The organism is Methylobacterium sp. PvP105, from assembly GCF_017876975.1.
GTDB classification, from domain to species: domain Bacteria; phylum Pseudomonadota; class Alphaproteobacteria; order Rhizobiales; family Beijerinckiaceae; genus Methylobacterium; species Methylobacterium radiotolerans.
The window spans coordinates 3,214,560-3,237,325 of record NZ_JAGIPA010000001.1; the positions used below are offsets into that span (position 1 = coordinate 3,214,560).

The 22,766-nt window shown below is 71.4% G+C and carries 19 protein-coding genes and 1 tRNA gene; 5 read left to right on the forward strand and 15 right to left on the reverse strand.

The genetic code is table 11. The annotated features are described in order from the left end of the window. Positions 1–7: 7 nt before the first annotated feature. The 7 genes from J3A75_RS15485 to J3A75_RS15515 form a co-directional block, all read right to left on the reverse strand. A complete protein-coding gene (locus tag J3A75_RS15485; protein ID WP_164891279.1) occupies positions 8–172 on the reverse strand; it encodes a hypothetical protein in 165 nt (54 codons plus the stop codon). 337 nt (positions 173–509) lie between these two features. After that, positions 510–1,058: an HD domain-containing protein gene (locus J3A75_RS15490; protein ID WP_053622688.1), complete on the reverse strand. Its 549-nt coding sequence runs from the start codon at positions 1,056–1,058 to the stop codon at positions 510–512. 55 nt (positions 1,059–1,113) lie between these two features. After that, positions 1,114–1,314: a hypothetical protein gene (locus tag J3A75_RS15495; protein ID WP_059408933.1), complete on the reverse strand. Its 201-nt coding sequence runs from the start codon at positions 1,312–1,314 to the stop codon at positions 1,114–1,116. Positions 1,315–1,531: 217 nt separating this feature from the next. After that, positions 1,532–1,606, reverse strand: a tRNA-Gln gene (locus tag J3A75_RS15500). Between the two features lie 82 nt (positions 1,607–1,688). Next, positions 1,689–3,266 carry an aldehyde dehydrogenase (NADP(+)) gene (locus J3A75_RS15505; RefSeq protein WP_029359485.1) on the reverse strand — a complete coding sequence of 526 codons (1,578 nt, stop codon included), beginning with the start codon at positions 3,264–3,266 and terminating at the stop codon, positions 1,689–1,691. Positions 3,267–3,327: 61 nt separating this feature from the next. Further along, positions 3,328–4,998, reverse strand: coding sequence for a thiamine pyrophosphate-binding protein (locus J3A75_RS15510; RefSeq protein ID WP_070999445.1), 1,671 nt, complete (start codon positions 4,996–4,998; stop codon positions 3,328–3,330). 129 nt (positions 4,999–5,127) lie between these two features. Continuing rightward, positions 5,128–5,829: a GntR family transcriptional regulator gene (locus J3A75_RS15515; protein ID WP_070999446.1), complete on the reverse strand. Its 702-nt coding sequence runs from the start codon at positions 5,827–5,829 to the stop codon at positions 5,128–5,130. Between the two features lie 192 nt (positions 5,830–6,021). Here J3A75_RS15515 and J3A75_RS15520 point away from each other — a divergent pair, with 192 nt between their 5' ends. The 4 genes from J3A75_RS15520 to J3A75_RS15535 all read left to right on the forward strand — a co-directional run bounded on the left by J3A75_RS15520 (position 6,022) and on the right by J3A75_RS15535 (position 10,933). Next, positions 6,022–6,741: a ribonuclease activity regulator RraA gene (locus J3A75_RS15520; RefSeq protein WP_012319094.1), complete on the forward strand. Its 720-nt coding sequence runs from the start codon at positions 6,022–6,024 to the stop codon at positions 6,739–6,741. Positions 6,742–6,822: 81 nt separating this feature from the next. Beyond that, the gene (locus J3A75_RS15525) at positions 6,823–8,130 is read left to right on the forward strand and encodes an MFS transporter (RefSeq protein WP_012319095.1); all 1,308 of its coding nucleotides are present in this window, start codon (positions 6,823–6,825) and stop codon (positions 8,128–8,130) included. 16 nt (positions 8,131–8,146) lie between these two features. Further along, positions 8,147–9,877 carry an L-arabinonate dehydratase gene (araD, locus tag J3A75_RS15530; RefSeq protein WP_209650415.1) on the forward strand — a complete coding sequence of 577 codons (1,731 nt, stop codon included), beginning with the start codon at positions 8,147–8,149 and terminating at the stop codon, positions 9,875–9,877. A 51-nt stretch (positions 9,878–9,928) separates the two neighbouring features. Beyond that, complete coding sequence (locus tag J3A75_RS15535) at positions 9,929–10,933, forward strand: SMP-30/gluconolactonase/LRE family protein (protein WP_089231347.1); 1,005 nt, start codon at positions 9,929–9,931, stop codon at positions 10,931–10,933. A gap of 132 nt (positions 10,934–11,065) precedes the next feature. Here the strand turns inward: J3A75_RS15535 and metH are convergent, their stop codons facing one another. The 4 genes from metH to J3A75_RS15555 all read right to left on the reverse strand — a co-directional run bounded on the left by metH (position 11,066) and on the right by J3A75_RS15555 (position 17,281). Continuing rightward, positions 11,066–14,818, reverse strand: coding sequence for a methionine synthase (gene metH, locus J3A75_RS15540; protein ID WP_209650416.1), 3,753 nt, complete (start codon positions 14,816–14,818; stop codon positions 11,066–11,068). A 171-nt stretch (positions 14,819–14,989) separates the two neighbouring features. Beyond that, complete coding sequence (locus J3A75_RS15545; RefSeq protein WP_029359480.1) at positions 14,990–15,241, reverse strand: hypothetical protein; 252 nt, start codon at positions 15,239–15,241, stop codon at positions 14,990–14,992. Between the two features lie 43 nt (positions 15,242–15,284). Beyond that, positions 15,285–16,205, reverse strand: coding sequence for a methylenetetrahydrofolate reductase [NAD(P)H] (metF, locus tag J3A75_RS15550; protein WP_029359478.1), 921 nt, complete (start codon positions 16,203–16,205; stop codon positions 15,285–15,287). 56 nt (positions 16,206–16,261) lie between these two features. After that, entirely contained in the window at positions 16,262–17,281 is a 1,020-nt protein-coding gene (locus J3A75_RS15555; RefSeq protein ID WP_070999450.1) for an ArsR/SmtB family transcription factor, read from the reverse strand. 153 nt (positions 17,282–17,434) lie between these two features. Here J3A75_RS15555 and J3A75_RS15560 point away from each other — a divergent pair, with 153 nt between their 5' ends. Then, on the forward strand, positions 17,435–18,016 hold the full coding sequence (locus J3A75_RS15560; RefSeq protein ID WP_070999451.1) for a histidine phosphatase family protein: 582 nt from the start codon (positions 17,435–17,437) through the stop codon (positions 18,014–18,016). A gap of 3 nt (positions 18,017–18,019) precedes the next feature. Here J3A75_RS15560 and J3A75_RS15565 read toward each other — a convergent pair whose 3' ends face one another. The 4 genes from J3A75_RS15565 to J3A75_RS15580 form a co-directional block, all read right to left on the reverse strand. Continuing rightward, complete coding sequence (locus J3A75_RS15565; protein WP_012319102.1) at positions 18,020–18,916, reverse strand: bestrophin family protein; 897 nt, start codon at positions 18,914–18,916, stop codon at positions 18,020–18,022. Positions 18,917–19,061: 145 nt separating this feature from the next. After that, positions 19,062–20,000: an ROK family protein gene (locus tag J3A75_RS15570; protein WP_012319103.1), complete on the reverse strand. Its 939-nt coding sequence runs from the start codon at positions 19,998–20,000 to the stop codon at positions 19,062–19,064. Next, positions 20,000–21,373, reverse strand: coding sequence for a dicarboxylate/amino acid:cation symporter (locus tag J3A75_RS15575; RefSeq protein ID WP_012319104.1), 1,374 nt, complete (start codon positions 21,371–21,373; stop codon positions 20,000–20,002). Before J3A75_RS15575 ends, J3A75_RS15570 begins: the two co-directional genes overlap by 1 nt. 245 nt (positions 21,374–21,618) lie before the next feature. Next, on the reverse strand, positions 21,619–22,605 hold the full coding sequence (locus tag J3A75_RS15580) for a hypothetical protein (RefSeq protein ID WP_012319105.1): 987 nt from the start codon (positions 22,603–22,605) through the stop codon (positions 21,619–21,621). Positions 22,606–22,766: the final 161 nt, after the last annotated feature.

Here is a 22,766-nt window from a genome sequence, read left to right on the forward strand (position 1 = left end):
GATGGACCTAAGATCCGGGGAGGATCGACGCGAGATCCGTGAAGCCCTGCGCCTCGCTCGTGAACAGGGCCACGAGCAGCAAGCACAGGCCGCCGAGGAGCGCGACCCCGGCCGTGGCGCCGACCAGATCCGACGTCCGAATGGCCGGCTCGGCTCGCCGGCTGAACAGCAAGGCTCGCCCTCTGCGAGTGTTCGGATACGTGCGGTCCACGTGCTGCCTCCCGAAATCGAGGCCCCCTGTATTAACGGTCCCATCATCGGGTCTTCATCCGCGCGCGCGCGGCGGTCTGCGGCGGGGATTGTGAAACGCGTGCGCTCACGCACGCTCTCGGTCTGCAGAGAAGATCGGTTGATCTTCCGGAAAATGTCCGGTTCTTCAGGATGTCCCGTGGCGGACCGCATCGCGCGGTCCGGGCACGCGGATCGACGCGGCGGCTGATCCCGTCCCGACCGGGCCGCCCGACGGTGCCGTGCCGCTCCCGGCGGCGGTGCCTTCGGAGGGCGCCGGGCTAACGCGGCCTGTCGCCCTCGACCGTCGTCGGCGAACCGAGCCAGCCCTTCGCCGCGGCCGCTGTGCGCAGGCTGGCCTTGGCCGGTTCGTACTTGAGGATGAGCTGCTCCCGAGTCTCCGCGGCGAGGAGCGCCAGACGCCCGGGATCCGAATTGTCCTCCAGGTCGGCGAGCTTCACGAGCGTGGCCCGAAGGGTGCCCACCTTCGCGATGTTGTTGATCCAGGCCGCGTAGGTGAAGCGCCCACCGGGCTTCGTGAGCATGGCGACCGAGGTCAGCACGTTGTCGCTGAAGCCCTCTTTGGCCAAGTGGCCGAACCCGTAGCTGGTATCCTCGACCACATCGTGCAGCCATGCGGCTTGCACCGCCTCGTCCCGCTCCAGATCGGACCAGGACGGGCACCCTTCCGACAGCCTGAGCACGCCGGCAACGACCCGCGCCAGATGCTCGATGTACGGCCTGCCGGCTTTGTCGACTTGGCCTCGGTGGACGACGGTGGCCACCGTCTGGGCATCGGCCGCGGTCCGGCGGAGGGGCGGCAGGATCACGCGCTCATCCTTTCACCGGATGTGCCAGCGGGGCGGTCCGGGCCATGTACCGCGCTCAGCCCGACACGAACAGCATCATCATCCGCGCCGCCGCCGCGATCTGCTCGACGGAGGCTTCCGGCATGTCGGCAACCACCTTCTCGACGATGCTCCGGGCGATGCCATCGCAGAGGCCGGCGCCCAGCGCGAACGTGCTGAGACGAACCAGCACGCTCTCGGCGATCTTCGTCCGCTTCTGATCGGGCACGTCGCTCATGTCGGTCTCGGAAAGCCCATGATGACCGCGGCCATCACCCTCGTGCGGCAAAGCCCCGGCGCGGTGGCGGTGTCGGCGCGCAGGCTCCTCGCCGGAGGGCGCCGGCGCCGGAGGACGTTCGGGCCAGAGCGGATTTCCGCGCCGCGGGCAAACGCCACGCGCGACCCGGCCGCCCGCTCAATCCCGGTCCCGAAGGTCCTGTTTCCCTTGGGAAGTTTGGCTGGGGCGCCAGGATTCGAACCTGGGAATGGCGGTACCAAAAACCGCTGCCTTACCACTTGGCGACGCCCCAAGGTGAGCGGAGGCTGTCTAGACGCCGCGCCCGCCCCTGGCAAGCGGCGGATCGCGGCCGTCCGGCGCCCGCCAGCCGCGGCTCAGCGGCGCTCGGGCGTGCCGTCGATCCGGCGGGGCAGGCCCAGCGGGTTGGCGGCCTGGAGCGCGGCCGGCAGCAGCGCGTCGGGAACGTCCTGATAGCTCACCGGCCGCAGGAATCGGTCGATCGCGAGACTGCCCACCGAGGTCGTGCGCCCGTCCGAGGTCGCCGGATAGGGGCCGCCATGCACCATGGCATGCGCCACCTCGACGCCGGTCCCGAACCCGTCCACCAGGATCCGGCCGACGCGGCGCTCCAGGAGCGGCAGCAGGTCGCGCGCGGCCGCGTGATCCTCCGGCGCGAGGTGCAGCGAGGCGGTGAGCTGGCCCTCCAGGCGCTCCAGAACCGCCCGCATCGCGGCGAAGTCCGCGCAGCGCACCACGAGCCCCGAGGCGCCGAACATCTCCTCCTGCAGCTCGGGATCCGCCAGGAACACGTCCGAGTCCGCGGCGAACAGGGTGGCCCGGCCCTGGGTCGCCCCGCCCTCCGCACCCTCGGCGATGCGGGTGACGGCGGCGTGGCCGGCCACCCGCGCCACGGCCTCGCGGTAGGCGCGCTGGATGCCGGGCGTCAGCATGGTCGCGGCCGGGCTCTCGCGCAGGGCCGCGCCGGCAGCCTCCAGGAAGGCGTCGAGGCCCGGGCCCGGCAGCGCCAGGATCAGGCCGGGATTGGTGCAGAACTGCCCGGCGCCCAGCGTCAGCGAGGCCGCGAAGGCCTTGCCGATCGCGGCGCCCCGCGCGGCGAGCGCGCCGGGGAACAGCAGCACCGGGTTGATGCTGCTCATCTCGGCGTAGACCGGGATCGGCGACGGGCGGCCGGCCGCGATCGCCATCAGGGCGGTGCCGCCCCGGCGCGAGCCCGTGAAGCCGACGGCGGCGATCCGGGGATCGGCCACCAGCCCCTGCCCGATCGACTGGCCGGCATCGAACAGCAGCGAGAAGGTCCCCTCCGGCAGGCCGCAGGCGGCCACCGCCTTCTGGATGGCGCGGCCGACGAGCTCCGAGGTGCCGGGATGGGCGGGATGGGCCTTGACCACCACCGGGCAGCCCGCCGCCAGGGCCGAGGCGGTGTCGCCGCCCGCCACCGAGAAGGCCAGCGGGAAGTTCGAGGCGCCGAACACCGCCACCGGGCCGACGGCGATCCGGCGCAGGCGCAGGTCCGGCCGGGGCAGCGGCTTGCGGTCCGGCAGCGCCGGGTCGATCCGCGCCTCGACGTAGCTGCCCTCGCGGACGACGCCGGCGAACAGGCGCAGCTGGCCGACCGTCCGGGCGCGCTCGCCCTCGATCCGCGGCCGGGGCAGCCCCGTCTCGGCCATGCAGCGGGTGACGAGGTCGTCCCCGATGTCCAGGATGTTCGCGGCGATCGCCTCCAGGAAGCCGGCCCGCGCCTCCGGATCGGTCTCGCGGAAGGTGTCGAACGCGGCCTCGGCGAGCGCGCAGGCCCGGTCGAGGTCGCCCCGGTTCGCGCCCGGGAAATCCGGCTCCAGGGCCCGTCCGGTGGCCGCCTCCACGGCCCGGAAGGCCGCCTCGGTGCCGCGCCGCGCCTCGGCGCCGATCAGGTTCTCGCCGCGCAGGGTCATGAGCTGCTCCTCTCGATAGGGTGTGCGGGCGGGGCCGCACCGGGACGGCGCGTGCGGGCGGTCAGCCCCGCTGCGCCGCCAGGGCCTTCTCGCGGATAGCCGCGAGGGTCATGGTCGGGGTGAGCGCCTCGGGATCGACGAGGCAGTGGATCATCGCCGGCAGCCCGGAGGCGAGGCCGCGCTCGAAGGCGGGGGCGAACTCCTCGGTGCGCTCCACGCGCTCGCCGTGGCCGCCGCAGGCGCGGGCGAGGGCCGCGAAGTCGGGGTTGCGCAGCTCCGTCGCCGAGACGCGGCCGGGATACTCGCGCTCTTGGTGCATCCGGATCGTGCCGTACATGCCGTTGTCGAGCACGACCACCACGACGGCGATCCCGTACTGCACGGCGGTGGCGAATTCCTGCACGGTCATCATCACGTCGCCGTCGCCGGCCAGCGCCACGACGATCCGCTCCGGGCGGCTGCGCTTGGCCATCACGGCGGCCGGCAGCCCGTAGCCCATGGAGCCGGAGGTCGGCGCGAGCTGCGTGCCGAAGGCGCGGAACCGGTAGTAGCGGTGGACCCAGGTGGCGAAGTTGCCGGCGCCGTTGCAGATCACCGCGTCCGGCGGCAGCCGCTCGCGCAGCCACGTGATCGCCGCGCCGTACTGGAACGCGCCGGGCTTCGGCTCCGGCGTCTCGGACCACGCGCGGTAGGCGGCGTGGGCCTCGGCGGCGCGGCCGGTCCCGGTGGCCTCGAAATCCGGCAGGACCGCGCAGAAGGTCTCGGGCGCCGCCTCGATCGCCAGCGCCGGCTGGTAGACCCGGCCGAGCTCCGCCGCGTCGGCGTGGACGTGGACCAGCGGCAGGCCGGGATCGGGGATGCCGAGCAGGCCGTAGGATTGCGCGGGCATCTCGGAGAGGCGGCCGCCCACCATCAGCAGCAGGTCGGCCTCCCGGATCCGGGCGAGCAGCGCCGGATTCGGCCCGATCCCGAGCTCGCCCGCGAAGTTCGGGTGGTCGGCGGGGAAGAGCTGAGCCCGCCGGAACGAGACCGCCACCGGCAGGTCGTGGCGCTCGGCCCAGGCGGCCATGGCGGCGACGGCGCCCGGCGTCCAGCGGGATCCGCCCAGCAGCACCACCGGCCGCCGCGCCTCCGCCAGCATCGCCCGCAGGCGCGCGACGTCGTCCCCGGACGGGGCCGGCGCGGCCGGAACGACGCGCGGCGCGTCCGGCACGGCCGCGACGTCGTCGAGCATGTCCTCCGGCAGGGCGACCACGACGGGGCCCGGGCGGCCCTGCATCGCGACCCGGAAGGCCCGGGCGAGGATCTCCGGGATGCGCGCGGCGTCGTCGATCTCCACCGCCCACTTGGCGACGCCGCCGAACATCTGCCGGTAATCGACCTCCTGGAACGCCTCGCGATCCCGCATCCGCCGGGCGATCTGGCCGACGAACAGGATCATCGGCGTCGAATCCTGGCGGGCGATGTGCACGCCGGCGGAGGCGTTGGTGGCGCCGGGCCCCCGGGTGACGAAGCAGATGCCCGGGCGGCCCGTGAGCTTGCCGGCGGCCTCCGCCATGATCGCCGCGCCGCCCTCCTGCCGGCAGACCAGCATGTCGATACCGCTGTCGCGCAGGGCGTCGAGCACCGCGAGGTAGCTCTCGCCGGGGACGCAGGTCACGCGCTCGACACCCTGCGCTCGGAGCTGATCGACGAGCACCTGCGCGCCGGTGCGTGGGGGCAATCCGCTCAAGCCGTTCCTCCCTGGCGCTCGGGCCGCATCCGGGGCGTGGTGCCGGGATCGGCCGTGGATCCGCCCGCCGCTGAGATGCGTCTGATATCCCAGTTTCAGGATAGGGACGGGTTCGGGGCGGTCAACCTGTCAGACGAGGGGCCGCCGGTCGAGGGCCCGGCGGGTCATCTGGTCGAGAAAGTCGAACAGCGTCCCGATCCCGGCAAGGGCCGTACCCGCGTCCCGCGCCGCGATGCCCGACACGATCGCCGCGTGGATCGCGGCGCAGTCCGGGAAGCTCGCCGTCGGCTCGTAGGTGTACCAGAACCGGCGCGACTGCGCGTGGAGCGCCGCCATGGTGCCGGTGAGCGTCGGGTTGTGGGCGGCGCCGACCAGGCCCTCGTGCAGGGCGCGCTTGTGCCGGAAATACGCTTCTCGATCACGGGCCTCGGCGGTGCTGCGCAGCCCGCCGACGCAGTCCAGCAGCCGCGCCACGTCGGCCTCGGTGGCGCGCGCGATGGCGCAGCGGGCCACGGTCTCGTCGAGGGGGCGCCGCACTTCCAGCAGTTCGAGGTGCTTGATGATGTCGACCTGGGTGACGAGGACGCCGCGGCGCGGGTGGACCTCCACGAACCCGATCATCTTCAGCCGCGCCAGCGCCTCGCGGACCGGGGTCCGGCCGAGGCCCAGCTCGGCGCCGAGTTCGCCCTCTGAGACCATGGCGCCGGGCGCGAGGCGGCGGCTGATGATCATCTGCTCGATGGCGTCGTAGGCGGTCTCGGCGAGCGAGCGCGGCCTCGGCGCGTCCGCCGGCGTCGCGCGCCCGCGGCCCGCAAATTCCAATCCGGCCAAGGACTTCCCCGTCGATATGTGCCCGTATCCGTCGCAACCTGCGCCGGTTGACAATGGCGCCGCGCGGCGCGTTACTCAAGACTTGGGATATCAGTCCGCGCGCAGCGCGGGCAGGAGCCAAGGCCGGCGCAAGCGACGGGTGATTGTCACCGTTGCCGGGCGTGGAGACCGAGGCCCGGGGAGGAGAAGCGGATGTCCGGGTTGTCCCCTGAGACGCGCGCCAAGCTGAAGACCGTCAGCACGGCGACGCTGATGACCGCCCTCTACAAGCGCGGCTTCCGCAACCAGATGATCCAGGGCGTGCTGCCCCTGAAGGCCGGCGGCCCGACGATGGTCGGCGAGGCCTATACCCTGCGCTACATCCCGGCCCGGGAGGACCTGAACCCGATCACGGTGTTCCGCGACCGCGCGCACCCGCAGCGCAAGGCCGTGGAGGAGTGCCCGCCCGGCGCCGTGATGGTGATCGACAGCCGGAAGGACGCCCGTGCCGCCTCCGCGGGCTCGATCCTGGCGACCCGGCTGATGGTGCGCGGCTGCGCCGGGCTCGTCACCGACGGCGGCTTCCGCGATGCCGACGAGATCGCCCGGCTCGAGATGCCGAGCTACCACGCGCGCCCGTCGGCGCCGACGAACCTCACGGTCCACCAGGCGATCGACATCAACGTGCCGATCGGCTGCGGCGACGCGCCCGTCTTCCCCGGCGACGTGATCGTCGGCGACGGCGACGGGGTGGCGGTGATCCCGGCCCACCTCGCGGACGCGGTCGCCGACGAGGCCGTGGAGATGACCGCCTACGAGGATTTCGTCACTGAGGAGGTTCGCAAGGGCCGCACAATCCTCGGCCTCTACCCTGCCACCGACGAACAGAGCCTCGCCGATTTCGCCGCCTGGCGGACGCGGACCGGTCGCTGAGCGTGCCGCACCGGCCCGCTCCGTCCCGGCCCGCGCTCGGCAACGGGCCGGGACGCGTCGGATTCGGCTCGGGGGGACGCCATGGCGGCGGGGTTGCACGGGGGCGATGCGGCGCCGGAGATCGAGCGGCGGACGATCGCCAAGGTGTCGCGGCGTCTTCTGCCGCTGATCGTCCTGATCTACTTCGTCGCCTACATGGACCGGACGAATGTAGGCTTCGCCTCGTTCGGGCTGGACCGGGAATTCGGGTTCTCCGCCACGGTCTACGGCTGGGCGGCCGGCATCTTCTTCCTCGGCTACGTCATCTTCGAAGTGCCGAGCAACGTCCTGCTGGAGCGCGCCGGGGCGCGGTTCTGGATCGCCCGGATCATGGTCACCTGGGGGCTTGTGGCGGGCAGCATGGCCCTCATCACCGGCCCGGCGAGCTTCCTCGCCCTGCGCTTCCTGCTGGGCGTGGCCGAGGCCGGCTTCTTCCCCGGCGTGATCCTCTATTTCACCTACTGGTTCCCGAAGCGGTACCGGGCGCGCGTGGTCGCCGCGCTGTTCCTGGCGGTCCCGGGCTCGAACGCCCTCACCGCCGTGATCTCGGGGGCGCTGCTCCAGCTCGACGGGGCGCTCGGCCTGCACGGCTGGCAGTGGCTGTTCCTCCTCGAGGCGGCGCCCTCGATCCTGCTGGCCTTCGCGGTCCTGGCGCTGATGACCGACCGGCCCGAACAGGCGGCGTGGCTCACGGTCGAGGAGCGGCTGTGGCTGGAGGCGGAGCTCGCGGCAGAGCGGGACGGCACCGTCAGGACCCACGGGCACTTCACCCTGGGGCAGGTCCTCACCGACCGGCGCGTGCTGGCGCTGGGGGCGATCTACTTCAGTATCGGCACCGCCACCTACGGCATCACCTTCTTCCTGCCGCCGATCCTGAAGAGCCTGCACCTCACCGACTGGGAGACGGGCGTCGCCACGGCGGTGCCCTACGGCGTCGGCACCCTGGGCATGATCGCCTGGAGCTGGTCGTCGGACCGGCGCGACGAGCGCCGCTGGCACTTCGCGATCGCTGCCCTGGTCGCCGCCCTCGGCCTCTTCGCCTCCGGACCGGTGCTGGGCAGTCTCTGGGCGCTCACGGCGATGTCGGCGGCTACGCTCGGGCTCTACGGGAGCAAGCCCGCCTTCTGGGCGATGCCGGGGGAGTTCCTGGCCGGGCCCGCGGCCGCGGGAGGGATCGCGCTGATCAACGCGATCGGCAATCTCGGCGGCTTCGTCGGCCCCTACGTCCTGGGCTGGCTCAAGGATCACACCGGCACCTACGAGGCCGGCCTCTACTTCCTGGCGGCCTGCGCGCTCGTCTCCGCGGCGATCACGCTCGCCGCCGTCCGCCCGGCCGGGCCGAACGCGTGAGACCGGAGACAGAGCGATGACCGCGCGCAAGAAGACCCTGGACGACCTGCGCAGCCAGCGCTGGTTCGGCGCCACCGACCTGCGCAGCTTCGGCCACCGCTCGCGCATGCTGCAGATGGGCTACGAGCGGGCGGATTTCACCGGCAAGCCGATCGTCGGCATCATCAACACCTGGAGCGACATCAACCCCTGCCACCAGCATTTCCGCGAGCGCGTGGAGCACGTGAAGCGCGGCGTCTGGCAGGCGGGCGGCTTCCCGATCGAGCTGCCGGCGCTGTCGCTGTCCGAGAACTTCGTCAAGCCGACCACGATGCTCTACCGCAACCTCCTGGCCATGGAGGTGGAGGAGCTGCTGCGCCAGCATCCCGTGGACGGCGCGGTGCTGATGGGCGGCTGCGACAAGACCACGCCCGGCACCGTGATGGGCGGCATCTCCATGGACCTGCCGATGATCTTCCTGCCGGCCGGACCGATGATGCGCGGGCATTTCGGCGGCACGATCTTGGGCTCCGGCTCGGATGTCTGGAAGTACTGGGCCGAGAAGGAGGCCGGGAACATCACCACCCAGCAGTGGAACGACATGGAGGCGGGCATCGCCCGCTCCGCCGGGACCTGCATGACCATGGGCACGGCCTCGACCATGACGGCGATCACCGAGGCGCTGGGTCTGTCCCTGCCGGGCTCGGCCTCGATCCCGGCAGCGGACGCGGATCATCCGCGGATGGCCGGCGCCTGCGGCCGGCGGATCGTCGAGATGATCTGGGAGGACCTGAAGCCGTCCGACATCCTCGACCGCCGCTCGATCGACAACGCGCTGGTCGTCCACAACGCGCTCGCCGGCTCCACCAACGCGATGATCCACCTCGTGGCCATGGCAGGCCGGGCCGGCATCCCGGTCAAGCTCACCGAGTTCGACGAGTTCGCCCAGAGGGTGCCGGTGATCGCCAACCTCCGGCCGTCGGGTCAGTGGCTGATGGAGGATTTCCACATCGCGGGCGGGATCCGTGCCCTGATGGCGCGCCTGTCCCCCCTGCTCCGCCTCGACGCCCGCTCGGTCACCGGCGGCACGATCGGCGACGGGCTCGCCGGCATGAAGGTCTTCAACGACGACGTGATCCGTCCGCTCGACCGGCCGATCGTGGCCATGGGCGGGACCGCGATCCTCTACGGCAACCTCGCCCCGGACGGCTGCGTGATCAAGCCGCCGGCCGCCGACCCGCGCTTCCTGAACCATACCGGTCCCGCGCTGGTCTTCGACAGCTATGACGCGATGAACGCCGCGGTGAACGACCTCGACCTCGACGTCACCCCCGACCACGTGATGATCCTGCGCAATGCCGGGCCGATCGGCGGCCCCGGCATGCCGGAATGGGGCATGCTGCCGATCCCCAAGGTCCTGCTCCGGCAGGACGTGCGCGACATGGTCCGGATCTCGGACGCGCGGATGAGCGGCACCAGCTACGGCGCCTGCATCCTGCACGTCGCGCCGGAATCCGCTGCGGGCGGCCCGCTCGCGGCGGTGCGCGACGGCGACCGCATCACCGTGGACGTGCCCGGGCGGCGGATCCACCTGCATCTCGACGACGCCGAGATCGCGGCGCGGGTGAAGGCGTTCCGGCCGCCGGACCGGGTCTATCCGCGCGGCTATAACCGGCTGTTCGCCCAGCACGTGCGGCAGGCGCACGAGGGGTGCGATTTCGACTTTCTGGAGGGCGCCGGGGGGATCCCGGAACCCGAGATTCACTGACCGGCCCGAGCCGTCGGCAACAGGCGGCGGGCCGCACCACAGGGAGGGACCATGGTCATGATCGCACGCAGGGGGCTGCTCGCCGGAGCGGCCCTGCTCGGCGCCGCGCGGGCGGCCGGAGCCGGCTGGGAGCCGTCGCAGCGGGTGCCCGACCCGGCCGTCGAGATCCTCGATCCGGCCTTCGCCAAGTACCGCCTCGCCTCGGCGACGGTGGAGCGGGTCGCCACCGGCTTCCGCTGGGCCGAGGGGCCGGTCTGGTTCGGCGACATGGGATCGCTGCTGTTCAGCGACGTGGTCAACGACCGGATCATGAAATGGGAGGAGGCGTCGGGCGCACTCTCGGTGTTCCGCAAGCCATCGAACTATGCCAACGGCAACACCCGCGATCGGCAGGGACGGCTGATCACCTGCCAGCACAGGACTCGCAGCGTCACCCGGACCGAGCACGACGGCAGCCTCACCACGCTGCTCGACCGGTTCGACGGCAAGCCGCTGAACTCGCCGAACGACGTCGTCTGCCATTCCGACGGAGCCGTGTGGTTCACCGATCCGGCCTTCGGGCCGAACCCGCACGAGGCGATGGCCGCGCCGGAACTGCCCGGCACCGTCTATCGGATCGACCCCAGGACGGGGCAGGCCAGCGTCGCGGTCGAGGGCGTGGCGGGTCCGAACGGGCTCTGCTTCTCGCCGGACGAGTCCAAGCTCTACGTCATCGAGGCGCGGGCGAAGCCGAACCGCCTGATCCGCGTCTACGACGTGGTCGAGAACGGCACCAAGACCGCGAACGGGCGGGTGTTCTACGACGCCGGCACCGGCACGCCGGACGGGTTCCGCGTCGACGTCGACGGCAATCTCTGGTGCGGCTGGGGGATGAGCGAGGCCGAGGACGGGGTCATCGTGCTCTCGCCGCAGGCCAAGCTGATCGGCCGGATCCGCCTGCCCGAGCGCTGCGCCAACCTGTGCTTCGGCGGCCTCAACCGCAACCTGCTGCTGATGACGGCCTCGCACTCGGTTTATGCGCTGTACGTGAATACGCGGGGCGCCGGGACCTGCTGAGGCTGGACGGCCGGTGGGGCCGCCGGGCCGTCCTCGCGGGCGGGGCGAGCAATCCAGGATAGCGCCACGCTGACCGATGTCGCGCTGCCCTGGGTCGCTTCGCTCCGCTCACGATGACGGCGGTGGCCCGCCCTACTCGGCCGCCTGCGGCAGGTACCGCGCCGGGTCGTAGTTCAGGATCGGCCCGAGCCAGCGCTCGACCTCGCGGACATCCATCCCCTTGCGGGCGGCGTAATCCTCGACCTGATCCCGCTCCACCTTGGCGACGCCGAAATAGTGCGCCTCCGGGTGGGCGATGTAGATCCCCGACACCGACGAGCCCGGCCACATGGCGTAGGACTCGGTGAGCTTCACGCCGATCCGGCTCTCGGCCTTGAGCAGGTCGAACAGAATCGTCTTCTCGGTGTGGTCGGGCTGGGCCGGGTAGCCCGGGGCCGGGCGGATGCCGTCGTACTTCTCCAGCACCAGCTCATCGGGGCCGTAGGCCTCGTCGGCCGCGTAGCCCCAGAACTCCTTGCGCACCCGCTCGTGCATCCGCTCGGCGAAGGCCTCGGCGATGCGGTCGGCGAGCGCCTTCACGAGGATCGCCCGGTAATCGTCGTTCGCCCGCTCGAAGCGCTCGGCGATCCGCACCTCCTCCAGACCCGCCGTGACCACGAAGCCGCCGACATAATCGGCAATGCCGGTCTCGGCCGGCGCCACGAAGTCCGACAGGCAGGTGTTCGACCGCCCGTCGCGCTTCGAGAGCTGCTGGCGCAGGCCGTGGAAGGTGGCGAGCCGCTCCGACCGGCTCTCGCCGGTGTAGAGCGCGATGTCGTCGCCGACGCTGTTGGCCGGCCAGAAGCCGATCACCGCCTTCGGGTTGAACCAGCGCTCCTCCACGATCTGCTTCAGCATGCCTTGCGCGTCCTCGTAGAGGGCGCGGGCGGCCGGGCCCTGCTCCGGGTCGTCCAGGATCGCCGGGAAGCGGCCCTTGAACTCGTAGGTCTGCAGGAACGGCGTCCAGTCGATGTAGGGCACGAGGTCCGCGACCTCGTAGGAGCCGTAGACCCGGGTGCCGGTGAAGCTGGGCTTGGCCGGCTTGTAGGCCGACCAGTCGATCTTGAACGCGTTGGTCCGCGCCTTGGCGAGCGGGAGCCGCTGCTTGTCGGCCTCCGACCGCTTGTGGGCGTCGGCGACCTTGGCGTACTCGGCCCGGACCTTCTCGATCGTGGCGCCGCGGGTCTCTTTGGAGATCAGGCTCGAGACCACGCCGACCGCGCGGCTCGCGTCGGTGACGTAGACCGCCTGACCCTTGGCGTAGGCCGGGTGGATCTTCACCGCCGTGTGGACGCGGCTCGTGGTGGCGCCGCCGATCAGCAGCGGCACGTCGAGACCCTCGCGCTCCATCTCGCCCGCCACGTGGACCATCTCATCGAGCGACGGTGTGATCAGGCCGGACAGGCCGACGATGTCGACCTTCTCGGTCTTGGCGGTCTCCAGGATCTTGGCGGCCGGCACCATCACGCCGAGATCGATGATCTCGTAGTTGTTGCAGGCCAGCACGACGCCGACGATGTTCTTGCCGATGTCGTGGACGTCGCCCTTCACGGTGGCCATCAGCACCTTGCCGGCGGCCTGGCGCTTGCCGTCGCCGCCGTTGGCGCGCTTCTCCTCCTCCATGAACGGCTCGAGATAGGCGACCGCCTGCTTCATCACGCGGGCCGACTTCACGACTTGGGGCAGGAACATCTTTCCGGAGCCGAACAGGTCGCCGACCACGTTCATGCCGGCCATCAGCGGGCCCTCGATGACGTGCAGCGGGCGCTCGGCCTTCTGTCGCGCCTCCTCGGTGTCGGCCACGATGTACTCGGTGATGCCGTTGACCAGCGCGTGCTCGATGCGCTTCTCGACGGGCGCCTCGCGCCACGTCAGGTCGGCGGTCTTGGCCTGGGCCGAGGCGCCGGTCTTGAAGCGCTCGGCGGCCTCCAGCAGGCGCTCGGTGGAATCGTCGCGGCGGTTGAGGACCACGTCCTCGCACAGCTCGCGCAGCTCCGCCGGGATCTCGTCATACACGGCGAGCTGGCCGGCATTGACGATGCCCATGTCCATGCCGGCCTTGATGCAGTGGAACAGGAACACCGCGTGCATCGCCTCGCGCACCGGCTCGTTGCCGCGGAACGCGAAGGACAGGTTCGAGACGCCGCCCGAGATATGGGCGTGCGGCAGGGTCTCGCGGATCGTGCGGGTCGCCTCGATGAAGGCCACGCCGTACGGGTTGTGTTCCTCGATACCGGTGGCGACGGCGAAGATGTTCGGATCGAAGATGATGTCCTCGGGCGGGAAGCCGACCTGCTCGGTCAGGATCCGGTAGGCCTTGGTGCAGATCTCGACCTTGCGCTCGTAGGAATCCGCCTGCCCCTGCTCGTCGAAGGCCATCACCACCACGGCGGCCCCGTAGGAGCGGCAGACCTTGGCGGCCTCGATGAACTTCTCCTCGCCCTCCTTCATCGAGATCGAGTTCACGATCGGCTTGCCCTGGATGCACTTCAGGCCGGCCTCGATCACCTCGAACTTCGAGGAATCGACCATCACGGGCACCCGGGCGATGTCGGGCTCGGCGGCGACGAGGTTCAGGAACTCGACCATCGCCTTCTGGGAGTCGAGCAGGCCCTCGTCCATGTTGACGTCGATCACCTGGGCGCCGGCTGCCACCTGATCGCGGGCGACGTCGAGCGCCGCCGCGTAGTCGCCGTTGGTGATGAGCTTGCGGAACTTGGCCGAGCCGGTGACGTTCGTGCGCTCGCCCACGTTCACGAAGGGGATTTCCGGCGTGAGGACGAAGGGCTCCAGGCCCGAGAGCCGCATCAGGCGCGGCACCTCGGGGATCGGCCGCGGCGCCTTGCCGGCGACGGCCTCCGCGATGGCGCGGATATGGTCCGGCGTGGTGCCGCAGCAGCCGCCGACCATGTTGACGAGGCCGGATTCGGCGAACTCGCCGACCAGCTTGCCCATCGCCTCCGGGCTCTCGTCGTAGAGGCCGAACTCGTTCGGCAGGCCGGCATTCGGGTAGGCGCAGACCAGCGTGTCGCAGATCCGCGACAGCTCGGCGATGTGGCCGCGCATCTCCCGGGCGCCGAGCGCGCAGTTGAGGCCGAAGGTCAGCGGCTCGGAATGGCGCAGGGAGTGCCAGAAGGCCGCCGGCGTCTGGCCCGACAGGGTGCGGCCCGAGAGATCCGTGATCGTGCCGGAGATCTGGATCGGCAGGCGGATGCCGGTCTCGTCGAAGACCTGCCACGCCGCCGCCACCGCGGCCTTGGCGTTCAGCGTGTCGAAGATCGTCTCGATCAGGATCAGCTCGGCGCCGCCGTCGATCAGGCCGCGGACCTGCTCGACATAGGCCTGCTTGACCTGATCGAAGGTCACGGCCCGAAAGCCCGGGTTGTTCACGTCGGGCGAGATCGACAAAGTCCGGTTCGTCGGGCCGATGGCGCCGGCCACGAAGCGGCGGCGGCCGTCCTTCTCCTCGGCGAGCTTGGCGGCCTCCCGGGCGAGCCGCGCCCCCTCGGCGTTCAGCTCGTGGATGATCGACTCCATGCCGTAATCGGCCTGTGCGATGGTGGTGCCCGAGAAGGTGTTGGTCTCGCAGACGTCGGCGCCGGCCAGGAAGTAGTCGAGGTGGATCTGCCGGATCGCGTCGGGCTGGGTCAGGATCAGGAGGTCGTTGTTGCCCTTCTGGTCGTGGCCGTGATCCTTGAACCGGTCGCCGCGAAAATCCTCTTCCGAGAACTTCAGCCGCTGGATCACGGTGCCCATCGCCCCGTCGAGGACGAGGATCTTTTCGGCCGCGCGCTGGCGCAGAGCCTTGGCGATCTCGGTGCCGTCAACGGGGGCAAAAGCGGTCATTCGGGTGATCCCATCAGCCACCTCATCCTGAGGTGCCGGAGCGAAGCGGAGGCCTCGCAGGAGGCCTCCAGATATTTCGGTGTTCCCTGGAGCCCCCCTTCGAGGCCGCTCGCGCGGCACCTCAGGATGAGGTGGAGGGTGGGATATGCGGGTATTTCGGACCGGCTGCGGTCAGCCTGCCTTCTCCAGGGCGGTGAGGCGCTTCTCGATCGCTTCGAGCCGCTCCTCGACTTCTGCGGCGGCGTAGCGGCCCAGGACCGATTCGCCGTTGATCGCCTCGCGCATGTTTGCCAAGCGCCCTTCGATATGCTCCAGACGCTGATTGACGACTGCAAATTCGCGCGTGTTGTCCTGTCTCAGATCCCGAATTTCGGTCCTCAGCTCCCTGAGGAGCGGAACGATCATATCCTGCGGCTCAGCCATAGCAGTCACCCCCAGTCACGCCCGAACCGGGCGCCACTGAAATCTAAGCCGCCGCCTTCGCGGCCGCCAGCTTCGGCGCCTGGGCGCGCAGGCCGAGCAGGTGGCAGATCGCGTAGACCAGATCCGAGCGGTTCATCGAGTAGAAGTGGAAGTCATTGACCCCCTCGTCCACCAAGTCGAGCACCTGCTCGGCCGCCACCGCGGCGGCGACGAGGCGGCGGGTCTCCTTGTCGTCGTCGAGCCCTTCGAACCGGGCCGCCAGCCAGTAGGGCACCGAGGCGCCGGTGCGGCGGGCGAAGTTCGCCGCCTGCTTGAAGTTCTGCACCGGCAGGATGCCCGGGATGATCGGGATCGTGATCCCGGCCGCCCGGACCTTCTCTAGGTAGCGCAGGTAGATCTCGTTCTCGAAGAAGAACTGGGTGATCGCCTGATCGGCCCCGGCATCGACCTTGGCCTTCAGGGCGTCGATATCGGCATCGAGCGAGGCCGCCTCCGGGTGCTTCTCGGGATAGGCCGAGACCGAGACCTTGAAGTCGCCGATCCGCTTGATCCCCTCGACCAGCTCGGCGGTCGAGGCGTAGCCCTCCGGATGCGGCCGGTAGGCGTGGCCGACGCCCTCGGCCGGGTCGCCGCGCAACGCCACGATGTGGCGCACGCCTGCATCCCAGTAGGACTGGACCACCGCGTCGATCTCCTCGCGGGAGGCGTCGACGCAGGTGAGGTGGGCGGCGGGCTTGAGGCTGGTCTCGCGGACCATCCGGGCCACCGTGTTGTGGGTGCGCTCGCGGGTCGAGCCGCCGGCCCCGTAGGTCACCGAGACGAAGCTCGGCTGCAGCGGGGCAAGGCGCTCGATCGAGGCCCAGAGGATCTTCTCCATCTCCTCGGTCTTCGGCGGGAAGAACTCGATCGAGACGCGGATCGGGTGGTAGCCGTCGCGGCTGGCGCGGTGGGTGGAGCGGCGCATCGGGGTCTCGTCCTCTATGTCGGTCGGTTCAGACGAAGTCTGCGGAGTTCGGTGTCTCAGGCGACGGCGCGCTGAGGCTGTTCTGTGTCGGTCAGCCCGTCTTGGGCCAGCCCGTCCTGGGCCAGCCAGAGGGTGACGGTGAGCTGGCCGGACTCGCGCGGCGCCAGATCGCAGGTGGCGACCGTGGCGAGGCCGGCCTCGGCGAGCCAGCCGGAGACCTGGTCGGCCGAGAAGCCGAGGCGCCGGTGGGCCTGTCCGGTGCGCAGGAACTCCAGATCGTGCGGCGCGAAATCCACCACCAGCAGGCGGCCGCCCGGCGCCACGAGCCGCGCGGCGCCGCGGAGCGCCCGGGCCGGGTCGTCGAGATAATGCAGCACCTGATGGACTACGACGAGGTCGAAACTCGCCCGCGCGAAGGGCGGCGCGTGAATGTCGCCCTGCCGCAGATCGACCCGCGCGAGGCCCTGGCGCTCCAGGTTGGCCCGGGCGACGGACAGCATGGCGTGGCTCGAATCGAGGCCGGTGGCCCGGCCGGCCCGGGGCGCCAGGAGGCCGAGCATCCGGCCGGTGCCGGTCCCGAGATCGATCAGGCTGCCGATCGGGCGGTCGCCCAGGGCGTCGAGCACCGCGGCCTCCACGATCGCCTCGGGCACGTGCAGGGAGCGCAGCTCGTCCCATTTGGGAGCCAGCCGGGCGAAGAAGGTCGTGGCCGCCTCGGCCCGCTGCGCCCGGACGGCGTCGAGCCGCGCGCGGTCCTCCGAGAGCGGCGGCGCGGTCCGGTCGAGCCCGGACAGCAGCGGGTCCGCCAGGCCGGCGCGGGCGTCGGACAGCCGGAAGAACGCCCAGGCCCCCTCGCGGTGGCGCTCGACCAGCCCTGCCTCCACCAGGAGCTTCAGGTGGCGGGAGATCCGCGGCTGGGACTGGCCGAGGATGTCGGTGAGGTCGGAGACCGACAGCTCACCCTCGACGAGGAGCGCCAGGATGCGCAGGCGCGTCTCCTCCGCGGCCGCACGCAGGACGCCCAGGGCTTCCGGAAAGGGGATCGACCCCGCCTCTTGCCTGCGTTCGATAGACATAAAGATATGTTTATGTCCGTTTCGACGCGGACGCAAGCGCGATCTTGAACCGGCCTGAGGCGATCGTGCCGAGCCGATGAGACGGTAGCGCGGCGGCCGCGTTGACGGCAGGATCGATGGCAGGGCCGCGGACCGCGCGCCCGGGAGGCGCGCATGGCCGAGAGCCCGTTCCCGCAGATCACGCTGGTCCGCCACGGCGAGACCGCCTGGAGCCTGTCCGGTCAGCATACCGGGCGCAGCGACATCCCCCTGACGCCGGAGGGCGAGGAGGCGGCGCGCGCCCTCGCCCCGCGCCTGGCGGCCCGCGCCTACGCGGAGGTCTGGTCGAGCCCGTCGAGCCGGGCGGCCACGACCTGCGCGCTGGCGGGTTTCGGCGACCGCCGCATGATCGACCCGGATCTCGCGGAGTGGGATTACGGCGCCTACGAGGGCCGGACCACCAAGGCGATCCTGGCCGAGCGGCCGGACTGGCGCCTGTTCCGCGACGGCTGCCCCGGCGGCGAGACGGCGGCGGACGTCGGTGTCCGGGCGGACCGGGTCATCGCCCGGGCCCGCGCCCGCGACGCCGACCTGATCGTGTTCTCCAGCGCGCATGTCCTGCGCGTGCTCGCCGCGCGCTGGATCGGCCTGGAGCCGCGGGGCGGCGCGCTCCTCGTCCTCGGCACGGCGAGCGTCTCGGTCCTCGGCTACGAGCACGACCGGACCGAGCCCGTGCTGCGCGCCTGGAACGGGTAGGCGCTAGCGCAGCCAGTACCCGTCCGGCGCCAGCGCCTGGGGCATCGGCTCGCCGAGGGCGTGGTGGACGATGCGGTCCACGGCGCGGACCATGGCGTCGAGGGGCAGGTCGTTGGGCTCGGTGCCGAACGGTTCCTCCAGCTCGTCGCCGAGGGCGTCGAGGCCGAAGAACGTGTAGGCCACGAGCGCGACCACGATCGGGGTCGCCCAGCCGAGCGAGCCGGTGAGGCCCACCGGCAGGAGCAGGCAGTAGAGCCACGCGGTCCGGTACACGAGCAGCGTGTAGGCGAAGGGCAGCGGCGTGTTGGCGAGCCGCTCGCAGGCGGTGTGCACGCCCGACAGCGCCTCGATCCGGGCCTCGAGGATGCCGAACTGGATGTCGCTGAGCCGGCCCGCGCGCGTCAGCGCGGCGAGGTCGCGGGTGATGGCGGCCAGGACCGAGTCGGTGGGGTTCGGACCGGACAGGTCCGAACCCGGGCTGGTCCGGTCGACGGCGGCGGCCTCGTCCAGGTCGCGCAGGCGGGCGTGGAGGCCGTGCGCGAAGGCCGACAGGCGCCGGAGCTGGAGCGCGGCCTCCCGCTCGGGCAGCAGGGCCGGGAGGGAGCGAGCGAGGTTGCGCACCTCGCCGATCAGGTTGCCCCAGTGCTTCCGGGCCTCCCACCAGCGCTCGTAGCAGGCGTTGTTGCGGAAGCTCAGGAAGATCGAGAGGGCGAGCCCGACCACGGTGAACGGCGTCACACCGGCGCTGATCGGGAACAGCGCGGGCCAGCGCGACTCCGCCCACACCACCGCGCACGAGACTGCGATGATCCCGGCGAGCTTGGGCGCCACCCGCGGCAGGATCGAGCCGCGCAGGGTGAACAGCAGGGTCAGCAGGCTGGGCCGGGTGCGGACGATCATCGGGACTTCGGCGATGCGGTGCCGCCGTCCTGCCCTGCCCCCTCCGGACCCGCAAGCGACGTCTCCGTGAGCTCGGCAGTTCCATCGGGCTCGGGCAAGCGTCGGGCAAGTCTCGGGCAAGCGTCGGGCAAGCCTTGGGCCGCTGTCAGCCGGCCTCCGCCTCCCACAGCCACGCCGCCCCGCGCACGCCCGAGGCGTCGCCGTGCAGGCTCGCCCGCACGGGCGTGTCGAAGGCATCGGAGAAGACGTGGGGGGCGATCGCCGCCGGCAGGCCCGCGATCAGCTCCGGGATGCGCGACAGGCCGCCGCCGATCACGATCACGTCCGGGTCGAGGAGGTTCACCACCTGGGCGGCCGCACGCCCGAGCCGCTCGAGATGGACGGCGAGCGTCTCCCGTGCCGCCGGGCTTCCGGCCCGGGCCGCGGTGACGATCGCCTCGGCGGCGAGGCTGCCGCCGTGCCGCCGCGCGTGGTCCGCCGCCAGGCCGGGACCGGACAGCCAGGTCTCGACGCAGCCCCGGCGACCGCAGTAGCAGGCGGCGCCCGGCCGCTCGTCGTCGCGGGGCGCCGGCAGCGGGCCGTGGCCCCACTCACCCGCGATGCCGTTGCGGCCCGTGAGCACCCGACCGTCGAGGGCGATGCCGGACCCGACGCCGGTCCCCAGGATCACCGCCCAGACCACGCTGGCCCCGGCCCCGGCGCCGTCGATCGCCTCCGACACCGCCAGGCAATTGGCGTCGTTCTCGATCCGCAGCGGGCGCTCCAGGCGCGCGCCGAGATCGGCCGCGAACGGGTGTCCGTTGAGCCAGTGCGAGTTGGCGTTGCGCACGAGGCCCGTCGCCGGGGACAGGCTCCCCGGCATGCCGATGCCGACGCTGCAGGGCGCGCCGGCCTCGGCCTCGAGACGCAGGACGAGGTCGGCCACGGCCTCGACGGTGGCCCGGTAGGCGCCGCGCGGGGCGGGCATCCGCGCCTCGGCCAGGGTCGTCCCGTCCCGGCTGAGCACGATCCCGGCGATCTTGGTGCCGCCGAGATCGATGCCGAGGCGCGGGCGACCTGTGTTCTCCGCCGCGGGCGATCCCATCACTCGGCGGCGGCGACCTTGCTGTCGGTGCCCATCGGCTGCGGCGCCTCGTCGGCGATGTGGGTGCCGATGGCGACCGGGTGGGCCATCACCTCGTTGAGCTTGGCGACGTCGAGCTCGCCCTCCCAGCGGCTGACCACCACGCAGGCGACGCCGTTGCCCACGAGGTTGGTGAGCGCGCGGCACTCGGACATGAACTTGTCGATGCCGAGGACCAGGGTCATGGCGGCGACCGGGACCGGGCTGTTGGGGATCGCCGAGAGCGTCGCCGCCAGGGTGATGAAGCCCGCGCCGGTGACGCCCGAGGCGCCCTTCGAGGTCAGCATCGCCACCAGGATGATGGTCGCGTACTGGCTGATCGACAGGTCCACGCCCACGGCCTGCGCGAGGAACAGCGTCGCCAGCGTCATGTAGATGTTGGTGCCGTCGAGGTTGAACGAGTAGCCGGTCGGCACCACGAGGCCCACGACCGAGTCCGAGGCGCCGAGGCGGCGCATCTTGGTCATGAGCTGCGGCAGCACCGTCTCGGAGGACGACGTGCCGACCACGATCAGCAACTCGTCCTTAATGTAGGCGAGGAAGCGCAGGATCGAGAAGCCCGCCACCCGGGCGATCGCCCCGAGCACCACGAGCACGAACAGCAGCGCCGTGATGTAGAAGGTGCCGACGAGCCACGCGAGGTCGTAGACCTTCTGGATCCCGTACTCGCCGATCGTGAACGCCATGGCGCCGAAGGCGCCGACGGGGGCGAGCTTCACGACGATGCCGATGATCCGGAAGAAGATCTGGCCGGCCGTGTCGATCGCGTGGTTCACCGAGGCCGCCCGATCGCCGAGATTCGTCACCACGACGCCGGTGAGGATCGAGATCAGCAGCACCTGCAGCAGGTCGCCGGTGGCGAAGGGGTCGAGGAAGCTCTTCGGGATGATCGCCAGGATGTGGGCGACCGTGGAATCGGCCGCCGCCTTGCTGGCGTAGGTCGCGACCTTGCTGGCATCGAGCTTCGACGGGTCGGCGTTGAAGCCGGCGCCGGGCCGGATCACCTCACCGACGATGACGCCGATCAGCAGCGCGATGGTGGACACGACCTCGAAGTAGACCAGCGCCTTCAGGCCGACGCGGCCGACCTTCTTCAGGTCGCCGATCGACGCGATGCCGTGGACGATCGTGCAGAAGATGATCGGCGCGATCATCATCTTGATCAGGCCGATGAAGGCGTCGCCGAGCCACTTCATCGACTTGCCGGTGGCCGGGTCGTACCAGCCGAGCAGCACGCCGAGCGCGATGGCGATCAGCACCTGGATGTAGAGCACCTTGTACCAGGGCTCGCGGGGCGCTGCGGCGGGAGCCGTCGCCTGGATTGCCTGTGCCATGTCCATCCCGTGCGACGACCGCGCACCCTCCCGATTTGCCGGCACGCTAGCGATTATCACCCGGCGCCTCAACGGCTGCACGCTTATCGGCCCGGAACCATCCGTGACAAAAACCTGTCAGTCCCGGGCGAAGACTTCGCGCGTCCGGCAGAGCCGCGGACCCGCGAAAGCAGACGGGCCGCAGCGCGGTCTGCGCTGCGGCCCGGCCGTGTCTCGCGTCGTTGCGCCGCGGGGCGCGCCGCGCGTCAGGTCTGCTGCTGGGTCCGGCGGGGGCGGACGGTCCAGCGCTCGAACATCGAGGCGGGATCATCGCTCTTCCCGTCCTTGTTCTCGGCGGCGGGATCGGGCTGCTGGTGGATCGCCGCGCCGAGCGCCTGCGACAGGCTCTCGATGACGTCGTCGATGCGGGCATCCCCGTGCAGGGCGTCGCCGGTGCCGCCCTGCGGGGCGGGCGTCTCGGCGGCCGGCGCGGCGTGCGCGGCCGCTTCCGGCGCGGGCTCCGGCTGCGGCTCGGGCTCGGGGTGATGCTCCGGGGCCGGCTCGGGCGGGCGCGGGGCGGAGGCGGCGGGCTCCGGAGCCGGCGGCGGGGCCGCGACGACCGGCGCTGCGGCGGCCGGAGCCGCCGGGGCCGCGGCCCGGCGCATGGCGCCCATCGCGCCCTCGTCGGACTCGGTGGTCCGGCTGCTGCTGCCGTAGCGGCCGAAGCCGAACCGGGGCTCGATCAGGTCCAGCACCGCGTCCAGCGCGGCGTTGCTCAGCGCCACCTCCTCGGCAGCCGGCACGCCCTGGATGGCCAGCGCCGCCCGCTCGAAGGCCGGCTCGTTGCTGACCTCGCGGCCGAACCAGCTCGGGGCATGGAAGCCGGCGGCCTCGCCGTCATTGTCGAAGGCGACGCTGATCAGGTCCAGGCTGCCGGGGGTGACGTAGCGGTCGATGGCGATCTCGCGCCCGCCGGCATTCAGGGTGGTGCGGTCGTAGGCGGCCTTGCCGGGGCAGACGTCCAGCAGGGCGTCGCCGTGGGCACGCGGGACGTCGGTGCGCTCCTCGACCGGGATGCCGTCCGGCCCCTTGTTCACCAGGACCAGCTGGCAGACCTGGCCGTCGACGCGCACGTACGAGGCGCGGCCGCCCTGGGGCGCGAAGTGACCCTCGGTGATCCGGGCGCCGCCCCGCTCCTTGCGGATCAGGCGGACCAGGGACGGTGCGACCAGAAATCGGCGAACGGTGCTCATGAACTCAAAACCCCTCCCGCTTGGTCGGCGGTGCGCCGATCCGGCGGACAGCCCTCAGCGCCGCCGGGCCGCACGGAAGGGGGCACGTGGAGCCGACCCGCACGGCGTATAAGCTGACTGCCACGCCGTATTCGTCAGAGCCTGACCGCTTCCGTCGCCAA

Excerpts from the sequence above, each read along its gene's own strand:
- J3A75_RS15495 (WP_059408933.1), bottom strand. The coding sequence starts at position 1,314 with ATGAGCGACGTGCCCGATCAGAAGCGGACGAAGATCGCCGAGAGCGTG.
- J3A75_RS15505 (WP_029359485.1), bottom strand. The coding sequence starts at position 3,266 with ATGACCCTGCGCGGCGAGAACCTGATCGGCGCCGAGGCGCGGCGCGGC.
- J3A75_RS15520 (WP_012319094.1), top strand. The coding sequence starts at position 6,022 with ATGTCCGGGTTGTCCCCTGAGACGCGCGCCAAGCTGAAGACCGTCAGC.
- J3A75_RS15525 (WP_012319095.1), top strand. The coding sequence starts at position 6,823 with ATGGCGGCGGGGTTGCACGGGGGCGATGCGGCGCCGGAGATCGAGCGG.
- araD (WP_209650415.1), top strand. The coding sequence starts at position 8,147 with ATGACCGCGCGCAAGAAGACCCTGGACGACCTGCGCAGCCAGCGCTGG.
- J3A75_RS15535 (WP_089231347.1), top strand. The coding sequence starts at position 9,929 with ATGGTCATGATCGCACGCAGGGGGCTGCTCGCCGGAGCGGCCCTGCTC.
- metH (WP_209650416.1), bottom strand. The coding sequence starts at position 14,818 with ATGACCGCTTTTGCCCCCGTTGACGGCACCGAGATCGCCAAGGCTCTG.
- J3A75_RS15545 (WP_029359480.1), bottom strand. The coding sequence starts at position 15,241 with ATGGCTGAGCCGCAGGATATGATCGTTCCGCTCCTCAGGGAGCTGAGG.
- metF (WP_029359478.1), bottom strand. The coding sequence starts at position 16,205 with ATGCGCCGCTCCACCCACCGCGCCAGCCGCGACGGCTACCACCCGATC.
- J3A75_RS15555 (WP_070999450.1), bottom strand. The coding sequence starts at position 17,281 with ATGTCTATCGAACGCAGGCAAGAGGCGGGGTCGATCCCCTTTCCGGAA.
- J3A75_RS15560 (WP_070999451.1), top strand. The coding sequence starts at position 17,435 with ATGGCCGAGAGCCCGTTCCCGCAGATCACGCTGGTCCGCCACGGCGAG.
- J3A75_RS15565 (WP_012319102.1), bottom strand. The coding sequence starts at position 18,916 with ATGATCGTCCGCACCCGGCCCAGCCTGCTGACCCTGCTGTTCACCCTG.
- J3A75_RS15570 (WP_012319103.1), bottom strand. The coding sequence starts at position 20,000 with ATGGGATCGCCCGCGGCGGAGAACACAGGTCGCCCGCGCCTCGGCATC.
- J3A75_RS15575 (WP_012319104.1), bottom strand. The coding sequence starts at position 21,373 with ATGGCACAGGCAATCCAGGCGACGGCTCCCGCCGCAGCGCCCCGCGAG.
- J3A75_RS15580 (WP_012319105.1), bottom strand. The coding sequence starts at position 22,605 with ATGAGCACCGTTCGCCGATTTCTGGTCGCACCGTCCCTGGTCCGCCTG.